At 43.3% G+C, this 18032-nt stretch carries 18 protein-coding genes; 11 read left to right on the forward strand and 7 right to left on the reverse strand.

What is annotated here, in order from left to right; translation table 11 throughout:
- Position 1: 1 nt before the first annotated feature.
- On the forward strand, positions 2–661 hold the full coding sequence (gene pnuC, locus AC13FX_RS02960) for a nicotinamide riboside transporter PnuC (RefSeq protein WP_482878957.1): 660 nt from the start codon (positions 2–4) through the stop codon (positions 659–661).
- An 81-nt stretch (positions 662–742) separates the two neighbouring features.
- Here pnuC and AC13FX_RS02965 read toward each other — a convergent pair whose 3' ends face one another.
- From AC13FX_RS02965 to AC13FX_RS02975, 3 genes are all read right to left on the reverse strand, one after another.
- Positions 743–1753 carry a hypothetical protein gene (locus tag AC13FX_RS02965; RefSeq protein ID WP_482878958.1) on the reverse strand — a complete coding sequence of 337 codons (1011 nt, stop codon included), beginning with the start codon at positions 1751–1753 and terminating at the stop codon, positions 743–745.
- A 182-nt stretch (positions 1754–1935) separates the two neighbouring features.
- Positions 1936–2724, reverse strand: coding sequence for an anti-sigma factor (locus AC13FX_RS02970; protein ID WP_482878960.1), 789 nt, complete (start codon positions 2722–2724; stop codon positions 1936–1938).
- On the reverse strand, positions 2717–3328 hold the full coding sequence (locus AC13FX_RS02975) for a sigma-70 family RNA polymerase sigma factor (RefSeq protein ID WP_482878961.1): 612 nt from the start codon (positions 3326–3328) through the stop codon (positions 2717–2719). The genes AC13FX_RS02970 and AC13FX_RS02975 overlap by 8 nt, the downstream gene beginning before the upstream one ends.
- 207 nt (positions 3329–3535) lie before the next feature.
- Here AC13FX_RS02975 and AC13FX_RS02980 point away from each other — a divergent pair, with 207 nt between their 5' ends.
- From AC13FX_RS02980 to AC13FX_RS02990, 3 genes are read left to right on the forward strand one after another with little or no spacing between them, the layout of a single operon-like run.
- A complete protein-coding gene (locus tag AC13FX_RS02980) occupies positions 3536–4018 on the forward strand; it encodes a QcrA and Rieske domain-containing protein (RefSeq protein WP_482878962.1) in 483 nt (160 codons plus the stop codon).
- Between the two features lie 5 nt (positions 4019–4023).
- The gene (locus AC13FX_RS02985; RefSeq protein WP_482878963.1) at positions 4024–4581 is read left to right on the forward strand and encodes a YceI family protein; all 558 of its coding nucleotides are present in this window, start codon (positions 4024–4026) and stop codon (positions 4579–4581) included.
- Entirely contained in the window at positions 4574–5467 is an 894-nt protein-coding gene (locus tag AC13FX_RS02990) for a DUF5777 family beta-barrel protein (RefSeq protein WP_482878964.1), read from the forward strand. Before AC13FX_RS02985 ends, AC13FX_RS02990 begins: the two co-directional genes overlap by 8 nt.
- Before the next feature lie 18 nt (positions 5468–5485).
- Here AC13FX_RS02990 and AC13FX_RS02995 read toward each other — a convergent pair whose 3' ends face one another.
- A complete protein-coding gene (locus tag AC13FX_RS02995) occupies positions 5486–6100 on the reverse strand; it encodes a thiamine diphosphokinase (RefSeq protein WP_482878965.1) in 615 nt (204 codons plus the stop codon).
- 90 nt (positions 6101–6190) lie between these two features.
- On the opposite strand from AC13FX_RS02995, the gene AC13FX_RS03000 reads away from it, so the two are divergent.
- The 3 genes from AC13FX_RS03000 to AC13FX_RS03010 all read left to right on the forward strand — a co-directional run bounded on the left by AC13FX_RS03000 (position 6191) and on the right by AC13FX_RS03010 (position 9444).
- Positions 6191–7159 (forward strand): DHH family phosphoesterase, encoded by a 969-nt coding sequence (locus AC13FX_RS03000; RefSeq protein ID WP_482878966.1) that lies wholly within the window; start codon positions 6191–6193, stop codon positions 7157–7159.
- 60 nt (positions 7160–7219) lie between these two features.
- Complete coding sequence (locus AC13FX_RS03005) at positions 7220–8155, forward strand: response regulator (RefSeq protein ID WP_482878967.1); 936 nt, start codon at positions 7220–7222, stop codon at positions 8153–8155.
- An 89-nt stretch (positions 8156–8244) separates the two neighbouring features.
- On the forward strand, positions 8245–9444 hold the full coding sequence (locus tag AC13FX_RS03010; protein ID WP_482878968.1) for a S1C family serine protease: 1200 nt from the start codon (positions 8245–8247) through the stop codon (positions 9442–9444).
- 35 nt (positions 9445–9479) lie between these two features.
- On the opposite strand, the gene AC13FX_RS03015 is transcribed toward AC13FX_RS03010, so the two are convergent.
- Positions 9480–11462 carry a serine hydrolase gene (locus tag AC13FX_RS03015; protein ID WP_482878969.1) on the reverse strand — a complete coding sequence of 661 codons (1983 nt, stop codon included), beginning with the start codon at positions 11460–11462 and terminating at the stop codon, positions 9480–9482.
- Between the two features lie 218 nt (positions 11463–11680).
- Between AC13FX_RS03015 and serA the strand changes: the two genes are divergently transcribed.
- A complete protein-coding gene (serA, locus tag AC13FX_RS03020; RefSeq protein WP_482878971.1) occupies positions 11681–12922 on the forward strand; it encodes a phosphoglycerate dehydrogenase in 1242 nt (413 codons plus the stop codon).
- 7 nt (positions 12923–12929) lie between these two features.
- Here the strand turns inward: serA and AC13FX_RS03025 are convergent, their stop codons facing one another.
- Positions 12930–13712, reverse strand: coding sequence for a gamma-glutamyl-gamma-aminobutyrate hydrolase family protein (locus AC13FX_RS03025; RefSeq protein WP_482878972.1), 783 nt, complete (start codon positions 13710–13712; stop codon positions 12930–12932).
- On the reverse strand, positions 13702–14706 hold the full coding sequence (locus AC13FX_RS03030) for an amidoligase family protein (protein WP_482878973.1): 1005 nt from the start codon (positions 14704–14706) through the stop codon (positions 13702–13704). The genes AC13FX_RS03025 and AC13FX_RS03030 overlap by 11 nt, the downstream gene beginning before the upstream one ends.
- A 136-nt stretch (positions 14707–14842) precedes the next feature.
- On the opposite strand from AC13FX_RS03030, the gene AC13FX_RS03035 reads away from it, so the two are divergent.
- From AC13FX_RS03035 to AC13FX_RS03045, 3 genes are all read left to right on the forward strand, one after another.
- On the forward strand, positions 14843–16738 hold the full coding sequence (locus tag AC13FX_RS03035) for an ABC-F family ATP-binding cassette domain-containing protein (RefSeq protein ID WP_482878974.1): 1896 nt from the start codon (positions 14843–14845) through the stop codon (positions 16736–16738).
- Between the two features lie 105 nt (positions 16739–16843).
- Complete coding sequence (locus tag AC13FX_RS03040; RefSeq protein ID WP_482878975.1) at positions 16844–17563, forward strand: SIMPL domain-containing protein; 720 nt, start codon at positions 16844–16846, stop codon at positions 17561–17563.
- A 98-nt stretch (positions 17564–17661) separates the two neighbouring features.
- Positions 17662–18006: an AtuA-related protein gene (locus AC13FX_RS03045; RefSeq protein ID WP_482878976.1), complete on the forward strand. Its 345-nt coding sequence runs from the start codon at positions 17662–17664 to the stop codon at positions 18004–18006.
- Positions 18007–18032: the final 26 nt, after the last annotated feature.

Genomic DNA, 18032 nt, shown 5'->3' on the forward strand with positions numbered 1-18032 from the left:
TATGGAATTTTTGGATTACATCTTTGACGGCATCATAACCGGAGTTATTAATACAACTTTGCTTGAATGGATAGCTGTGGCTACGGGGTTAGCCAGTGTTTGGTATTCAATGAAGGAAAATATCCTGGTTTACCCTACCGGAATTGTTAGTGTACTCATCTATGTGTACATCGCTTTCCAATATAAGTTGTATGCCGACATGGGAGTGAATTTCTACTACTTTGTGGTCAGTGTGTATGGCTGGTATTATTGGATCCACCCGAAAAGTGATTCCCGGGAACAGGTACCGGTAACTATGAATTCACGTAATGAGAATTTGTTTTCCGTTGCTTTGACAATCGGTTCATTCAGTATTCTGTATTATGTACTTTCTACCTTTACTGACAGTGATGTCGCATTCTGGGATTCGCTGACAACCTGTTTTGCTATCCTGGGAATGTTCCTGATGGCCCGAAAAAAACTGGAAAGCTGGGTGGCATGGATCATTACAGACCTCATTTCCATTCCACTTTATTTTTATAAAGGACTGGTACTGACCAGTTTTCAGTTTCTGGTATTTACTGCCATTGCCTTTGCGGGTTATATTGCCTGGAAAAAATCTATGGAAAATGAACAAGAAAAGAGAAAAGCTCAGTCCTCCACAACGGTACCTGCTACCTGACAACTTTCAAAATAATTGAGCCCATAAAAAAAGCCGGGGAACTTTTCCCCGACTCCATGAAATCACACTATTTAGCTGGATCTACCTTGCAGTTTTTCCTAATACCAAATATGTGGTTACATCAGTAGTTGTGATCGCCTGAAGCGGATCATGTACTACGAAAAAGCCATCATATTCATTGATGAGCTGCAAGTATTCTGTTTCTTCCGTTTCAACCGTCACACTGGCTGAACCACCGGTACCATTAACTACATTAGCCAGGATATCGCTGTTTGGTGTTTCATTATATGGGGTCCCGTTTGGTGTGGTATTTGGATCCGCCGCATCGTGAGAGTGTACTGGATAGCTTTCACCATCAATGGTATTTTCCAGTGTCACTGTGATTCTCGCTTTACCGTTCAGGAGTTCTTCAACCATCATAGTTGCTGAAAGGTCCCTGCTGTGCTGTCCTTCATACGCAGTATTTGGATCGTCAAGCAATTGACCTTCATTAAAGCTGTATTCAAATGATTGCATACGTGTTTGTTGCTCTCCTGCACCCAGTGATTGTCCAAAACTACCTAACACGAGATATGTGGTCAGGTCTGTGGTGGTGATGTCCTGAGTAGGATCATGTACCACAAAGAAACCCTCATACTGGTTTACCAACTCATCAAAGGTTAGAGTTGATTCATTGGTTGCACTTACTTCACCGCCATTCCCCATCAGAGCCTGAGCAAAGATATTACCATTTGGAGTCTCGTTATATGGCGTTCCGTTGGGCGTTGAATTAGGATCTGCTGCATCATGAGCATGTACCGGATAGCTTTCACCATCAATGGTATTGAATAAATTTACGGTAACGGATGCGTTCCCGCTTTCCATCTCTTCGATCATGATCTCAGCACGCAGGTTGCGACCATGTTCTCCTCTGTAGGCAGTGGAGACATCACCTAATAACTGACCTTCGTTGAACTCATAGGTAAAGGTCTCACTTTGTAATTCCTGTGGTGCCATAACTGAGGAATCATCACTGCATGCGCTGAATAAGGTGACAGCGAAGACAGCCAGAATAGCAGCCCATTTAAACGTTAGTATCTTTTCGTAATCCATGGTATCAATTGTTTAATGAATATTAGTTTTCTTACGCCTCATAACAGATCAAACTGTTATACCGGCTTTTCACCATGTAGTACGAAGTAACTTTCCAGGTGGATTGGATTTTTTTTAAAGATTCTGATCCGTTAAAAAAAGAAGGAAGCGATCACACCTCTAATATAGCCTCAGAGATGTTTTTATTGCTGCTGACCAACAAGGTACATGTCGCCTGTAGGCTGGGGAACCCCGCCTTTTGGCTCCAGCGTCACTGCAAATGTATTTTCAAGTGGAGAAGGGGCTTCATCCAAATGTTCAACTTTAAAAAAGAGGTCTGACCGCGGTTCATCAAAGCTAAAGACACCCGCACTGATAGGGTTGCCTCCATCCTTGATCAACCAAAGCTGATAGTCTTTGTCGCCGGGAGGAGCGGGCAGATTGGCTAATTGCAGAACTGCACGGTTCTCGTTAGAATCCCATAAGATCTTACCATATCCATCCGGACTGGGCGCCAATCCCCCCATGATCACTAAATTCACTTCTCTTGCTGCAAGTACATCCAGAAACTGTTCCTGCCTCTCCAGATCATCTTTAAGCTGGGTGATCGTGGTTTCCTGTTGCTCAACCGTTTGATTCAATTCAAAACTGTAATAGGCTAGCCCAAGGAATACCATGAGCAGTATAGCGGCAGCAGCACGATAAAAACTCAATGGAATGATTCGGGGTGATCCGGATGTATCATTATTATTTTCTTTCCCATCAATGGCTTCCATGATCCGGTTCCGGACATCTGGATCTGGAGACCTGGGCTCAACCGTCAGGGCCAATTCACTTCCTGCCTGCTGCATCTCTTTGTAAAACGCTTTCTGTTCCCGAGTGGCATTCTCAAGCATTTCCAGAAACTGAAGCCGATCCTCCTCACTGAGGGCACCAAGTACATAGCCCGCGCTAAGAGACTCAAAATCGTTATGTAGTTCCTTATCACTCATTAATTCCGGATGCCAATAGATCTTTTAACTTTATCATGCCCTGCCGCATACGGTATTTGACGGTTCCCAGGGGTATATCAAATTTACTTGAAATTTCAGACTGTGTCATGCCATTAAAATATGCCACATGTAAAACTTCACGTTCTTTTTCACTCAATCGTTTTAGTGCCTGCCTGACCATCCCGGCCCTTTCATTCAGTTCCAGATCTTCATGTGGATTGTTGTATTTACTTTCAGGAGTCAACGTAAAATCATTTATTATATGGTCTTCCTTTTTACTGTCTTTATAATCTCTTGAACGCGTGACGTCGATGGCTTTATTTCTGGCCATGGTCAGTAAAAAACTATAAAGGTTACCTCTTGAAGGATCAAACTGGTCTGCTTTTTCCCATAGCTGAACGAATACTTCCTGTAAACAATCTTCTGATTCTTCTTTTCCTTTCAGAATGGTGTAAATAAGACCATATACCAATTTATTATAGGCATCGTAGATATTGCCCAAAGCCGACTTATCCCCTTTTTGCAGGCGACGCATCCACTCTCTCTCCTTTTCAGGTGAACGAGCAGCAAATCCGATTAACAAGAAAAAGTAGTATAGGATCACTTCTGCCTTTTAATACGTAAATAATTTCTGGTTGGATGGCATAAACACCAGATTCTATCTGAGTGTTTCAACAGTCAAAAAGAATAATCATTTATCTAAAAAAATAATAATCATCGTTTTTGCCCATCCGATTATCTATTTATTTCGTAATAATCACTGAACACCTTACTCTTTATGATTAAATATTGACAAAAACACCTATGAATTATGGATGATAAACGACCAACCGGAACAGTGACAAGAAAAGATTTTTTGAGAACCGCCGGCTCAACAGCCCTTTTTGCCACACTTGGCATTGGATTTTTTGGATGTACCAGCAAAGTTACGGGGAGCGAACCTGAGCCTGTAGAGGAACCGGGTGAAGCCATACAGGTTGAAGGAAACACCATCACTATAGATCTTGAACAGTCTGAGGTAGCAGGTTTGAGAAGTGCCGGGGGCTGGCTGCTAATAAATCAAGTTAACACACTCGTTGTTAATGTGGATGGGGATATGATCCGGGCCTTTACCAGTGTTTGTACACATGCCCAATGCAGTGATAGCTGGGACTTCAACAACAATGAATTCATATGTAATTGCCATTTGTCAAAATTTGATACCTCCGGCAGAGTCACAAAAGGGCCTGCAACACAAGACCTTGAAGAGTACAGTGTAACACGGGATGTCAACATTGTAACTATAGTTAAATAATCATTATGCAGAAACTTCTTATCCTTTTATTATTCACATTAATTATAGGCGGACTTTCTATTACCACACATGCACAAAGTTATATTGGGAAGGAAGGGCAAGCAGAGTTCATCTCCAATGCTCCATTGCTTGAATTCAAAGGTGTAAGCGAACACTTGACCGGACTTATTGATGTGGAAAAGAACCTGGTTGATTTCTACCTGGACCTCAACACCTTAGACACGGGTATCAAGCTACGAAACAGCCATATGCGTGAAAGTTATCTTGAAACAGAAGATTGCCCGTTCGCAGAATTCACCGGGCAGCTTGATTCTCCTTTCGATCCTGAGCTGAAAGAGGAACAGGATATTACCGTATCCGGCGATTTCACGGTTCATTGTGTCACAAAAGAACTGACTGCTACCGGCACCATTGAGCCAACAGCGGAAGGATTGATGGTAAATGCCGAATGGCAAATACTGCTAAAAGATTTCAACATAGACCGACCCGGTGTCGCCTTTTATGAACTGGCTGAAGAACAACGTATCAACATCTCAATCTTATTGAAACCTGAAAATGATTAGATCAAATAAATACATAGCAAATATTGGTTTACTGACCTTTTTCTATTTATGCCTAATGCCCTTTATCACACTGCATGCACAACTGGAGCGTGAACGTGTTGTAGAGGAACCTGAAGTTGAACTTACATTTATGGCTCCACGAAACATCAACTTGTATACCGTACATCAGGTTTCAAAAGGTGAACTTCATTACTCCATCATGCATACTTTCGGTGAAGTTAAGACCGGCCCCAGAAATCTATGGGGCATTGATCAGGGAGCCAATGTTCGGTTCAGCTTTGAATACGGGGTCGATGATAATTTCTCAATGGTTCTCGGACGCTCAAGTATGGATAAAGTGATCGATCTGGGAGCACGGATCTCAGCATTACGTCAAAAGGCTGGTGGAGGCATGCCTGTTTCAGTTTCTGTGATCCCGGTAGTTGGAGTTAACTCCTCAGACCTAAGCTTTGTGGATGAAGAGTATTTGTTTTTGGACCGATTGAACTATTCTCTTTCAGTTCCTATAGCCAGAAAATTCTCCTCGGACCTGAGCTTGCAGGTCAGTCCTATTCTGGCTCATTTTAACAGAGTAGGGCCGGAACTCAGCATCTCAAATCCTACTGAAAACACCTATTTTTCAACGGCTTTTTCCGGACGCTATAAGATAAAACCACGCACCGCCCTTTCATTTCAATATGTCCCGGACCTTGGTATTGTTGAGGGAGTTGATCACAATTTAGCCATTGGTATCGATATAGAGACAGGCGGGCATGTGTTCCAGATGTTCTTTACGACCTCACGGGCGCTGCATGAACCGTATATCATTGCCGGGCAAAACGGTAATTTCTTTGACCGGGAATTTAGGTTCGGATTCAACGTAAATCGGCTCTTTAAAGTTAAATAGCCGGGTGATCAAGACCATTTATCGCTCATAAAAGACCACGAGCTCGCCGGTTGCGATACGAACTGAAAATTCATCTGATATGGTCTCATTAGAGGTACCGTCCCGGACTCCGTTCTTAAGGCTTTCCTTATCGAGGGGAAATTTAAGTCCTTCGGTCTGAATACCCGTAACCTCACCCGACACAGGAAATAGCGATACTATATTACCTACGGGTAATCGTGTTGAAAACTCATTCTTTACCAGGATAGCATCAAACACCTCATCCCTGAAAATGAGTTGCTGGAATGAATCGTGAAACTTATTCAGGACAGAAAGGTTCTTAACGGAATGGTCCATCCGAAAGCCAAAAGCACCTAATACCGTACAAATTTTCACCCCTTGCTCCAACGCATAGTTCAAAGCTTTTTCCAGGTCATTGGTTTCCTGATCCGGTTTATGGATCACCTTAAAGGTTGGGCTTTCCGGAGCTTCAAAACTGTCAAGGTCACCTATCACCACATCGGGAGTAAAACCATGTTTTAATATAGTTCTGCTGCCACCGTCTGCACCGATCAACAACTCGGTATGTTCGATTTCATCTCTCAACAGATCTTTGGGAGGCGGAAAACCGTTACTGACTATAACTGCATGCATACTGTTTCTGATATATGCTAATCTTTCAATTTGCCTTAAAATACATGGATTTGTGCCAATCTTCGCCTATTTTTGAAGCAAGGAGAACATATGTTTAAAGAATTTATTTCAAAAGTATTACAACACGATAAAGTAGCCATTTTTTCACATCTCAGACCGGATGGGGATTGTCTCGGATCACAAGTCGCTCTGTCGCTTTGGCTGAAAAAAAATGGCATTGAGGTCTCAGCCTTTAATGAGGATGATATTCCTAAAAATATGACCTGGCTTCTGGATCACTTTCCTATCACTAAACCAAAAGGAAAAGACCTTTCCGAATTCGATGCATTTATACTTGTGGATGGTAACGCCCTTCACCGTTTTGGGAATGCAGCTGAGTCGACTCTCAAAACTGACAAACCTATATACATGATCGACCATCATCCTGATCCGGATGATATATTTGAGGAACCGATCTCGGTGGTTGGGGCCTCTTCCACTTGTGAATTGATCTATCATTTATTCGCTGAACATGATGCGGATCAGATCGATGAGCGATCAGCCAAAGCTATGTACCTTGGCATAGTAACGGATACCGGATCATTTCAATTTGACAGCGTAAAACCGGCCACCATGTATGCTGCAGCTGACCTGCTGGAACGCGGAAAATTCACCCCTAACATGATCGCAGAACGGATCTATTCCTCACGTCCACTTCGGCAATTGAAATTATTGAGTCGGGCCCTGGATACCATCACCTTACATGAGAATGGAAAGTTCGCCTCTATAACGATCACCCAGCAAATGTTTAATGAGACAGATACCACCAGCGAGGATACCGAAGGATTTGTTCAATATCCCCTGAGTGTGGAAGGTGTACAGGCCTGCGTACTTTTCCGGGAAGATGATGAAGGACGAGTAAAACTGAGCCTCAGATCTCAGAGTGATGATATTGATGTAAATAAATGGGCCAGAAATTTTAATGGTGGCGGGCACCAAAAAGCTGCCGGGGCTTATTATGAAGGTTCCCTGAATGATGCTATTGGTGACGTCATTGCTGTTGGTGCTGAACAATTGTAAGTACCACTGTATATTATGTGCACTGAATTACATTTTCCTGATCAATGTAAATACTGACAGATGGATAAAGAATATACCCTTTTGATCATTGATGATGACCCGGCCATGCATATCATGCTGAAAAGCTTGCTTGGCTCTGATTATAATATCATCAATGCAAATACAGCACAGGAAGGAATCAATAAGCTGGCAGAAGAAAAGATCCATTTTATTTTGACAGACATTCACATGCCGGGCATGAGCGGACTTGAATTTCTTGAGGCCCTGATGGCCGATGCAGAGCGGCAACGCATACCGGTCTTGATCATGACCAGCCTGCCTACTGTTGATAAGGAACAGAAAGCGCTTGGACTTGGCGCTGCTGATTTCATAGATAAATCACTCTTTAACTCAGATCGTGATGCATTGCTCAACCGTATCCGGGTTAAACTTGTGGCAAATGTGGATATCCCCGAATTACCTGAAAAACTTGAGCTTGATAAGAAAGAGATCGCTAAAAGCGTGCTATTTGAGGTTTCTTCAGGTGATTTTGTAACCACCTCACAAAAGCTTTGTAAGATCATCTTCAATAAACTGGAAGCTGATCATCTCTCTTTCTGGACCATCAATGAAGACAATGTTCAGATGCTACTCGCTAATGGCATTCAGCTTCCAAGGAAGTATGGGCCTAAGGATCTGAAAGAAGAACCGACTTTCAAGCTTGTTATGGAACAGAAGCGCCCCTATCTGGTCAATAATGTATTCAATTCGGATAAAGGTATTCTTCCTGAACTTTCCGAAGAAGAAGGATTACCGGCAGAAATGGGCATTCCTTTGTTTGCACTGACAGAAAAGGACCTTATTAAACATAAAATGAAGATCCCCCCTAAAACACCCCTGTTCGGTTATGTGGTTATAAAGCGCAAAAAAGTATTTACCTCACATGAATACAAGCTAACCAGTCTCATGATGATGCAACTTGGCACCACACTGTGGCGGCTATACAACGATCTTTAGGGTTTTATCACCTTTATGGCAATTCAAATAGGTTTTTCTCGTTTGTAATATCCTGATCTTATTCTTAAAAACTGATTTAACTGACATCCATGATCAAACATAGCATTTTCATTTTATGCCTTTTGGTTTTTAACTCTTGTTCAAATAGTGAACCTGCAGAAATTGATAAACCGGTTCCGGTTGAAACCAATGACCCAGTTGCTATTGAGCAACCTGCCAAAGTTCCGGCTGAATCTGATGAAGGCACACCCCAAATAGCAGTTGATGACTCGCGACGTAATGCCATTACCAATGCTGTCCAGAAAGCAGGCCCGGCAATTGTCAGTATCACAGTCACTGAGCTTCAGCGCGGGTATACCCGGGAATTCGACTCTTTCTTTTTCCGCTATTTTGATGTCCCTATTCAACGTGAAGTACAGAGTGTTGGGTCCGGTTTTATCATCAGTGAAGATGGGTTGATCGTCACCAACGAGCACGTAGCCAGCAAGAATTCAAAAACGATCATGGTGGCCCTTTCTGATGGCAACAGCTATGAGGCTGAATTACTGGGATCTGATGAACTAGCTGATCTCTCTTTGCTAAAGATCAAAGATGATAGCAGAACCTACCCCTATGTTAAATTCGCAGATTCGGATAACATCATGGTAGGCGAGTGGAGTATTGCCATGGGTAACCCATTCGGGCTTTTTGCCGACGGCCAGCCTTCTGTTACCGTGGGTGTAGTAAGTGCTAAAGAACGTGATTTCAGACCTGACCCTCAGGATCCTCGCGTATATGTTGAAATGATACAAACTGACGCTGCCATTAACCGCGGTAACTCAGGTGGCCCACTGATCAACAGTAACGGGGAAGTAATGGGAGTGAATACTTTTATTTTTACGGGTGGCACCAGCAGTGGTTTTGTAGGCCTTGGTTTTGCTATCCCAAGCAATCGTGTTCAAAAAATAATCTCTCAATTGAGAGAGTCCGGAAGCGTATCACTGGATTATGACCCGGGCATGAAGTTTGTTCCTGTTACACGACAGCTCATTATGCAGTATCCGGGGATTCCCAGGGTATTGGGATTATTTATCACCGAAGTGAATAAAAGCGGTCCGGCTTATGAAAGTGGGGTTATGCCCGGAGATGTGATCGTTCAGATCGGTGATGAACGGGTTACCAGTGAAATGCACGCCTGGGCCCTCATGCGAGAATATGAGGAAGGTGAACAAATGGAATTACACCTTATCCGCGATAACAAACAGTATAAAACTGAAATGACCCTAAGAAAAAGAGTACAGGGCCGATAACTTTGTACCGCCCTGTAATGGGGTTATAGCATTAATTATGGCTTATCCCACTTTTCGAAAAAGACTCCTCTTGTTCGACCATTGGAGGCTTCAAAGCCGGTGATATTACCGCTTTCATCCCGAACAAACTTTACCTCAGCAATGGGGAATCCCGAGCTGAATTTATCTTTGGTCGTTGCCTGCAGTGGCATCTTTTCCTCGATCAGGAAGGTTTTCATAGACAGGGTGCTGTCTTCCATTACTACATCGTAGATGGTATCAATTTCTTCACTGAAGTAACGTCCTTCATAGGATCTCAGCTCTTCAGGAGTAGGTTCAAATTTGATCTTTTTCGCAATATGATTTCCATTCTGATGAAGTGTCAAAGAATCAGCTGTTCCATCTTCGTTCCTGTGAAATGTAATGGATGCGTTTACCCCAACCAGGCTAAAGGTTGAGTCACTGGTGGCTGTGATATTGACCTCCGGCTGATTCGTGGCTTGAGTATATAATCTGTCCCCATCTCTTTCAAAGGTCAATACAAAGCCCGGCATAATACTTAATTCGTACCGGCCCGTCAGTAGCTCAAATTCTTCCGGATCGTATTCAAAGGCAGTCATCTCTCCCTCAGCTGCTTCTTCCCCTTCATTTTCTTCTTCTAAGTAGGTTGAAAAATAAATGTCTGCAACCTTATTAGCTATGTTACCGTCAAAACTTGAGAAATTGCTTTGTGTCACTACCGCTCCGTTGATCTCCGGAAAAATCATCAGCATAGAGCGGTGAGCGACATCGGCTCCCCCATGTTGAATACGCTGCAGGCCTTTATAATCTTCTACAAATAACCCCAGACCATAACCGGTTTCTGCTCCATTATTCAGTTTGAACGAGGTGGACATTTCTTTAACCATCTCTTTAGTGCCCACAGTCGGCTCCAACAGATTATCGATCCATTTTTTGAGGTCACCCATCGTTGAATGAATTCCACCTGCCCCGGCACCGCCACCCAGGTCGGTCACTTCCTGAAATCCACCGTCTTCTGAATAGGTATACCCCAGAGAGCGGTTCTCAACAATTTGATATGGATCTTTTCTCACCACGGTATGATCCATACCGATCGGTTCAAACACATTCTTTTTCATCCAGGTTGGAAAATCAATTTCTGTCACTCGTTCGATCACTTCCGTCATAAGCACGTAACCGGTGTTATTGTAATTGAACTCAGCGCCCGGTTCATTTTGCAGTTCAGGCTGATTTTGAACCAACTCTATGACCTTCTCCTGCGATAAATTCTGGCTCATGTTTTGCCCTGTCATGGCCATCAGGTTCAGAAATTCACGGTATCCACTGGTATGATTTACCAAATGCCGTAACGTCACTGCGTGCTCAAATTCAGGCAGTTCCGGAATGTATTCCCTTACATCATCATCCAGTGATAACTTTCCCTGTTTCTCCAGCAGCAGCAATCCGAAGGTTAAAAACTGCTTTGACGTTGACCCGATATTATGGACCGTTTCTTCACCCATTTTCTCATCATAGGCCAGGTTAGCCATACCATATGATCGTTGTAACAAAATCTCTCCATCCTGCAGCACCATCACTGCGGCACCCGGAACCTCACCGGAATACTCTGACATCATTTGGTCTACCTTTCCATCCGGAGTATCCGCAACCGGTTCAATCACGGGAACCAGAATTGAATAATCACCCTCACCTTCTTCAAATGGCGTGATATGAATCACATAAGATCCTTCTTTTTCTGTAGTAAACCGAAATGACTCTTTTCCTCGTGCCGGGCTGTCAAACTGCCCGATCAATTTTCCATCCGGACCCGTGATCTTTATGACCACATCCACAGTTTTCTGATCAGCGTGACCAAACACAAACATATCTTTATCTAACGCAAGCGTATAATTATGCTCACTGCCTTTTGTCAAAGTTCTATTCAGCTCTTCCCCCTGACTCAACAAAGTAGTATCCTGAGCCACTGCATGCATTGAAAGAATAAATACACCAATTAGTATCGATAAGCATCGTTTCATAACCCTATCCTATTATTATTAATAATGAAGCAAGCATTTGGCTTCCTCTGTTGCCTGCCCTAAGAAATTAATTACCCGGTTTTATTCGATCTCTATCAATTTATGTTTCACGATATGCCAATACTTTGATACAACAATTGTAATAACCACTTATCGAAAACCTAAATCTTTAGTACATTAAAGCTACTCACTCACAAACAATTTTTCACAACTTAAATATGCCGCAAGAAATCGACGACCTCTCCTACCCTAAAGATCAGATCAAAGTACTATTATTAGAAGGCATTCACCCCAAAGCTCTTGAAAACTTCAATCAGAATGGATTTCACAATGTTGAAACGCACGATGTTGCCTTTAGTGAAGAGGAGCTTCTTGAAAAGATCGAAGATGTACAGCTGATAGGCATACGCTCCAAGACTCATATCACCGAAAAGGTGATCAATAAAGCCTCAAAACTCAAAGCAATTGGATGCTTTTGCATAGGCACTAACCAGGTTGACCTCAAAGCTGCGACTCTCGACGGCATCACGGTATTTAATTCTCCGTATTCAAACACGCGATCGGTGGCAGAGCTTGTGATCGCTGAATCTATCATGTTGATGCGCCGGATCCCGCTCCGCGATAAAAAGGCTCACGAAGGTGTTTGGCTTAAGGATGCGAATGAAAGTTATGAGGTTCGCGGTAAAAAGATAGGTATCATTGGGTATGGGCATATTGGCTCTCAGGTCTCTGTATTGGCAGAGAATATGGGAATGGATGTATTCTACTACGACATTGAGCCCAAACTACCCATGGGTAACGCTACCCGGGTTGACTCCCTGAAAGAACTGCTTTCAATTTCCGATATTGTAACCTTACATGTTCCTGCCACTCCCGATACCTACATGATGATCGGTGAAAAGGAATTGGCTGAAATGAAGGAAAAAAGCATTCTTTTGAACCTGGCACGAGGATCCGTTGTTGATATCCATGCTCTGAAAGAAGCGATCGGATCCGGTCATATTGCAGGAGCAGGTATCGACGTTTATCCGGAGGAGCCGGAATCGAAAGGAGAAAAATTTACCTCTGAGCTGCAAAATTTACCAAACGTTATCCTGACACCTCATATTGGAGGATCAACCCTGGAAGCTCAATATAATATTGGTCTCGATGTCTCCACCAAACTCATCAAACTGATCGATAATGGTACCACGGTAGATTCACACACGGTTCCACCACTCAACCTGCCGGTTCAGAAAGATGCTCACCGTATTTTACATATCCATGAGAATAAACCGGGGGTGCTTTCTGAGATAAATAGCTGCCTCTCTGATATGGACATCAATATTCTAGGGCAGTACCTGAAGACCAATGAATATATCGGCTATGTGGTCCTGGATATCGATAAGGATTACAACGATGAAGTTCTCAACGAGCTTAATAATGTGAAGCATACTATTAAGACACGGATCTTGTATTGATATTTGTTCATTCTGCCCGTTTGGCTGTCTTAACAAGCTTCTTAAAGATATTGCGCTGGCGGGCTATCTGAATCAGATACTCGGGATGCCACTGCACCCCGATCACAAAAGGATACTCCGAATGCTCAATAGCCTGCCTGACTTCCGTATTCATTTCACGTGCCACGATCTCTAGTCCCTCACCCGGCTTATCGATCGCCTGATTGTGCAAGGCATTTACATTACAAACATCCGTTTTCAGGATCTCACAAAGTTTGCTGTCATCTTTGATCAATACTCGCTTTTTGGGAAAGATAGATGATACCTGTGATTTCTCTCCGTAAAAGCCCCGAATATCCTGGTGCAAGGTCCCATTGAAATGCACATTCATCAGCTGCATACCCCGGCAAATACCCAATACCGGAAGCTCTCTTTCAATAGCCTGACCAAGTAGCTTGAATTCCAGATCATCCCGCTTTGGGTCGATGGGAGAACGTTTGGTGTGTTGAAAATAACGAGCCAGCCAATATACCGGAAAGAATATGATAGAAAGTAACCATTCAAATATGGTTCTTTTATTGCGCACCAATACCGCTCTTTCTATACGCTGTTGCCCATATTTCATAGGTTCTACGTCAGCTCCACCGCCCAGAATGAGCCCATCCAGATCCTCTATCACCTTTGGTTTTTCCGGGGTGATCCGAAGGGGCTTTCCTCCGGCTAACCTGATCGATATGGCTGTAAATAACCAGGCTCCTGCCGCCCCTTCATCCGGCCCTGTAACTCCAATAACCGGTCTTTTACGCAACATTCTGCACCCACCTATCCATCAGCTTAACCCATTTCTTTTTCATACTGAAAACAGACTTATCATCCATGTTTAAAAATGCTCTGGAATATTGATCAAGAGCCTGTTCATCATCAGCCATCTTTTCCACCAATACCCATCTGTTCCACTCAGCCCCCAATGACCAGGACTCATCACCTAAAGAACAATTGGGAAGTCGGAAATGGAAGGTTGGTCGCGCAGAGGTAAGCTCTTCCTTCATCAAACCCGAAGTAAACTCTTTTTCCACAAACATGAATACAGGCAGCATGTCCAAAGGGCGATTTCTTGAATTTTTGAATGTAAAATAATCCCTTATCAACTCTTTGATCTCGGGCTGATAGTCCTCACGAAGAATAAACCGGATATAATCCATTTCATATTCATTGATATAAGGCGTTAATTTTCTTGAAATATTTACATCAGCATCTTTGCGGATCCAGGCATCCAGCATCACGTACGCCTTAAGGTGCCGCAGAAAACTGCCTGCACTTAACTCCGGCACCTCAGGATTCAAATGCAGGCCAAAAGCGTAGAAAAACGAATCTCCTGTTCCCTTTGCCTTCCAATCCCGCAATCGGTCTACCAGATCATTTAACCTGCTTAAGTTGGATAGTTTGATCGGTGGTGTAATGATCTCAAATGGTACTACAGTTGAAGCCATATCCCGCAGAGCTTCTTCAAGCTTATCCTTGTTTTTCAGTTTATCGACGTTCAGCCCCACCGTTTTCAGGACCTTCTCATATTTTTTATTTAAAAACAGACTGGCATCCAATTCCAGTGAAAACTCACCAAATTCAGTGTTATTAACTTTGTATTCATAGCCACTTATCTGCTCAACCTGTCCTCCGTATAACTCAGTGATCATCTCCGCGGCATCTTTCATTTCCACACCGGTGAATTCAAACTCGAATCCTACCGAGCGTTCTTCACCGTCTTGATTCAATCTTTTAGGAGGTATATTAAAATTCACATTCATATCCATTGATGTCCAACACCTTAAACAGATAGCCGGTCAGTTTCAATCCAAAAATTTTGGGTACCATTTACCTTAAATGTTCCGTGATATTCCTTATTTTAACTTTTCATCAGCAGAGCCGCACAATCAATAATACATGACCTACCTTTCCACTGAAAATCTTTCCAAGACTTTTGGGATCAAACCATTATTTGAAGATCTGACCTTCGGCATTTCTCAGGGTGATAAAACAGCACTCATCGCTCCAAACGGAACCGGAAAATCCACCTTATTGAAGATCCTGGCCGGAGAGATGGAACCTGATTCAGGAAAGGTCATGACCCAAAAGGGCATTCAGGTCGGTTACCTGGCACAGGAACCTGACCTTGATGAAAATATGACCATCAATGAGTTCATAGCCCATGGCGATTCTGATAAGATCAAAGTAGTACAAAGGTACGAAAAGGCTGTCCATGCTCAGGCTGAAAACTTCAATGCCCAAACACAAAAACAGTTCGAAAAAGCCTCTGCTGCCATGGATGCAGCTGAAGCATGGGATGTGGAACAGCAAATGGAGCAAATACTCAGTGCTTTGAACATCCACGACCTGGATCAATCGATCAGTTCACTGTCGGGTGGGGAGCGAAAGCGAGTGGCCCTGGCTTTTGTACTTCTGGATGAACCAGACCTGCTGATCCTCGATGAGCCCACCAACCACCTGGATGTGGAGATGATCGAGTGGCTGGAGCAGTATCTGGCCAAGAGTAAAATGACCTTATTGATGGTGACTCACGATCGGTATTTCCTGGACCGTGTTTGTAATCATATCCTGGAACTGGACTATGGCAAGCTCTATCATCACAAAGGAAATTACGAATATTATCTCGAGAAGAAGGCTGAACGGGAGGAGATCGAAGCAACCGAGATCGCCAAGGCCGGGAAGCTGATGAAAAAAGAATTGGAGTGGATGCGCCGCGGGCCAAAAGCCCGTACCACTAAATCCAAATCTCGCATCAAGGCCTTTTATGAGACGAAGGATAAGGCCAATTCAGCCCGTGAGGAAACAGAGATGCAGCTGGATGTGAATATGAGCCGCATGGGTGGGAAGGTATTGGAAGTGGAACATCTTTCAAAAGCCTTTGACGATACCGTGATCCTGGATGATTTCAGTTATCAGTTCCTGCAAGGCGAACGCATCGGTATCCTTGGAAAGAATGGAGTTGGTAAGAGTACTTTCCTGAAAATTCTGATGGGTGAGATGAAGCCCGATTCAGGCACCATTGATACCGGGGAGACCATCATATTTGGTCACTACCAGCAAAAGGGCCTTCCGATCGATGAGAGCAAACGGGTGATCGAGGTGATCAAGGAAGTAGCAGAGGTCATTGAACTGGCTAACGGAGATAAGATCACCGCCTCGCAGTTTCTGGAGCACTTCATGTTTCCCGGTAAGATGCAGTACACACCGGTCGAAAAACTCAGTGGCGGTGAAAAGCGCCGGCTCATGCTGATGATGGTGCTTATCAAAAACCCCAACTTCCTGATCCTTGATGAGCCGACTAATGATCTGGATCTGCTTACCCTGAACAAACTGGAAGACTTCCTTCAGAATTTCGGAGGCTGCCTCATTATTGTCTCTCACGATCGTTTTTTCATGGATAAACTGGTTGACCACTACTTTGTATTTGAGGGCCAAGGCGTGGTCAGGGATTTTCATGGTACTTATGATGAATACCGTGATGAGATCTTAAGTCGCATTTCCGATGATGATAAAAAAACAACTGACACCAAGGCTTCATCCTCTAAGGGTAAAGAACAAACAAAGGTATCAGATTCGGCCCAAAAACTTACTTACAACGAACGGCGTGAATTCAATAAACTTGAAAAAGAGATCGCCAAATTAGAGGAACAAAAAACAAAGCTCGAGAAAAAGATGGCAAACAGTAGCCTTGAATATGGCGAACTGAATGAATTGTCTAAAGAATTTGAAGCTCTTAAGGAAGAACTCGAGGAAAAAGAATTGATCTGGCTGGAAATGGCAGAGCGTGCCTAGTTCTGAGTTCTGAGTTCTGAGTTCTGAAACATAATCCTTCAGCAAACACTAAAACCTATTCAAATCCGTATCTTCCATACACTTTAAAAATTTTATATACACATCATGGATATTCAAAGTAATCGTGGACTTACCATTATCGGGGCCGCCATTTTTCTTGGCCTGGTTGCCTTCGGTTTTATTCTTGGCAATGCGGCCATCACCTTTAAGGAATATGAACGAACAGTAACCGTAAAAGGACTGGCAGAGGAAGAGCATCTCGCTGACATCGTGATCTGGCCCATTCAATTTACGGAAGCCAGTAATCAGCTGGAAGATATTTACGAACAGCTTGAAAGCAGCGGCGAAAAAGTCAGAAAATTTCTGACAGAACGCGGAGTAAGTGAGAATGAGATCTCGATCTCTACTCCCTTGGTCACTGATAAATCTGCACAGCGATGGGGCGGTCAGCAGGATGCACAATTTCGTTTTGTCGCGGATCAAACCGTCACTATTTACTCAGAAGATGTTGAAAAGATCCGTGAGGTTATGAGCCAGCTGGCCGACCTTGGCAAACAGGGTATTACTCTTTCAGGAGATGAATATCAGGTGCGGCCGGAGTACATCTTCAACAGCCTTAATGATATCAAACCACAAATGATCGAAGCGGCCACAAAAGAAGCACGAGCTGTGGCTGAAAAATTTGCAGAAGATTCAAATAGCCAGCTGGGCAAGATCAAAACTGCCTATCAAGGGCAGTTCAGTATTTCACCAAGAGATAACAACAATCCACATATCAAGAATGTGAGAGTGGTTTCTACGGTGGTCTATTATTTATCGGACTGATGTGATGTTAAAAGCTATTTCACTCAGAACATCACATTGTGAACTCAGGTAAATCACGTTATCTTAACCATAAATCAAGTCTTTAAAATTCAGTTTTTATGCCAACGGTAAAACTCCTGAAAATTGCACACGGTCGCAGTGGCGACAAAGGAAATGGTAGTAACGTCGGGATCATTGCTCGTCATCCTGAGATATATTCTTTTCTTGAAAAAAACCTAACCGCTGACCGTGTTAAGGAGCATATGAAACATGTATGCAAAGGTGAAGTTGAACGATATGAGATGCCGAACATCGGCGCTTTAAACTTCATTTTGAATGAAAGCCTTGGCGGTGGCGGAACCGTTTCGCTTAAACTGGATGCCCAGGGAAAAACTCATGCATCCCAGGTCCTGAGAATGGATGTGGATGTACCTGAAGAATTACTTAAGCTGGTTGAGAACTAATTTTCCTCACCTTCCCATTGCAACCA

The sequence above is a fragment of the Gracilimonas sp. B-17 genome (assembly GCF_056857935.1).

Excerpts from the sequence above, each read along its gene's own strand:
- AC13FX_RS02990 (WP_482878964.1), top strand. The coding sequence starts at position 4,574 with ATGATTAGATCAAATAAATACATAGCAAATATTGGTTTACTGACCTTT.
- AC13FX_RS03000 (WP_482878966.1), top strand. The coding sequence starts at position 6,191 with ATGTTTAAAGAATTTATTTCAAAAGTATTACAACACGATAAAGTAGCC.
- AC13FX_RS03030 (WP_482878973.1), bottom strand. The coding sequence starts at position 14,706 with ATGAATGTGAATTTTAATATACCTCCTAAAAGATTGAATCAAGACGGT.
- serA (WP_482878971.1), top strand. The coding sequence starts at position 11,681 with ATGCCGCAAGAAATCGACGACCTCTCCTACCCTAAAGATCAGATCAAA.
- AC13FX_RS03035 (WP_482878974.1), top strand. The coding sequence starts at position 14,843 with ATGACCTACCTTTCCACTGAAAATCTTTCCAAGACTTTTGGGATCAAA.
- AC13FX_RS03015 (WP_482878969.1), bottom strand. The coding sequence starts at position 11,462 with ATGAAACGATGCTTATCGATACTAATTGGTGTATTTATTCTTTCAATG.
- AC13FX_RS03040 (WP_482878975.1), top strand. The coding sequence starts at position 16,844 with ATGGATATTCAAAGTAATCGTGGACTTACCATTATCGGGGCCGCCATT.
- AC13FX_RS02965 (WP_482878958.1), bottom strand. The coding sequence starts at position 1,753 with ATGGATTACGAAAAGATACTAACGTTTAAATGGGCTGCTATTCTGGCT.
- pnuC (WP_482878957.1), top strand. The coding sequence starts at position 2 with ATGGAATTTTTGGATTACATCTTTGACGGCATCATAACCGGAGTTATT.
- AC13FX_RS03025 (WP_482878972.1), bottom strand. The coding sequence starts at position 13,712 with ATGTTGCGTAAAAGACCGGTTATTGGAGTTACAGGGCCGGATGAAGGG.
- AC13FX_RS03010 (WP_482878968.1), top strand. The coding sequence starts at position 8,245 with ATGATCAAACATAGCATTTTCATTTTATGCCTTTTGGTTTTTAACTCT.
- AC13FX_RS02985 (WP_482878963.1), top strand. The coding sequence starts at position 4,024 with ATGCAGAAACTTCTTATCCTTTTATTATTCACATTAATTATAGGCGGA.
- AC13FX_RS02970 (WP_482878960.1), bottom strand. The coding sequence starts at position 2,724 with ATGAGTGATAAGGAACTACATAACGATTTTGAGTCTCTTAGCGCGGGC.
- AC13FX_RS03005 (WP_482878967.1), top strand. The coding sequence starts at position 7,220 with ATGGATAAAGAATATACCCTTTTGATCATTGATGATGACCCGGCCATG.
- AC13FX_RS02995 (WP_482878965.1), bottom strand. The coding sequence starts at position 6,100 with ATGCATGCAGTTATAGTCAGTAACGGTTTTCCGCCTCCCAAAGATCTG.
- AC13FX_RS02980 (WP_482878962.1), top strand. The coding sequence starts at position 3,536 with ATGGATGATAAACGACCAACCGGAACAGTGACAAGAAAAGATTTTTTG.
- AC13FX_RS03045 (WP_482878976.1), top strand. The coding sequence starts at position 17,662 with ATGCCAACGGTAAAACTCCTGAAAATTGCACACGGTCGCAGTGGCGAC.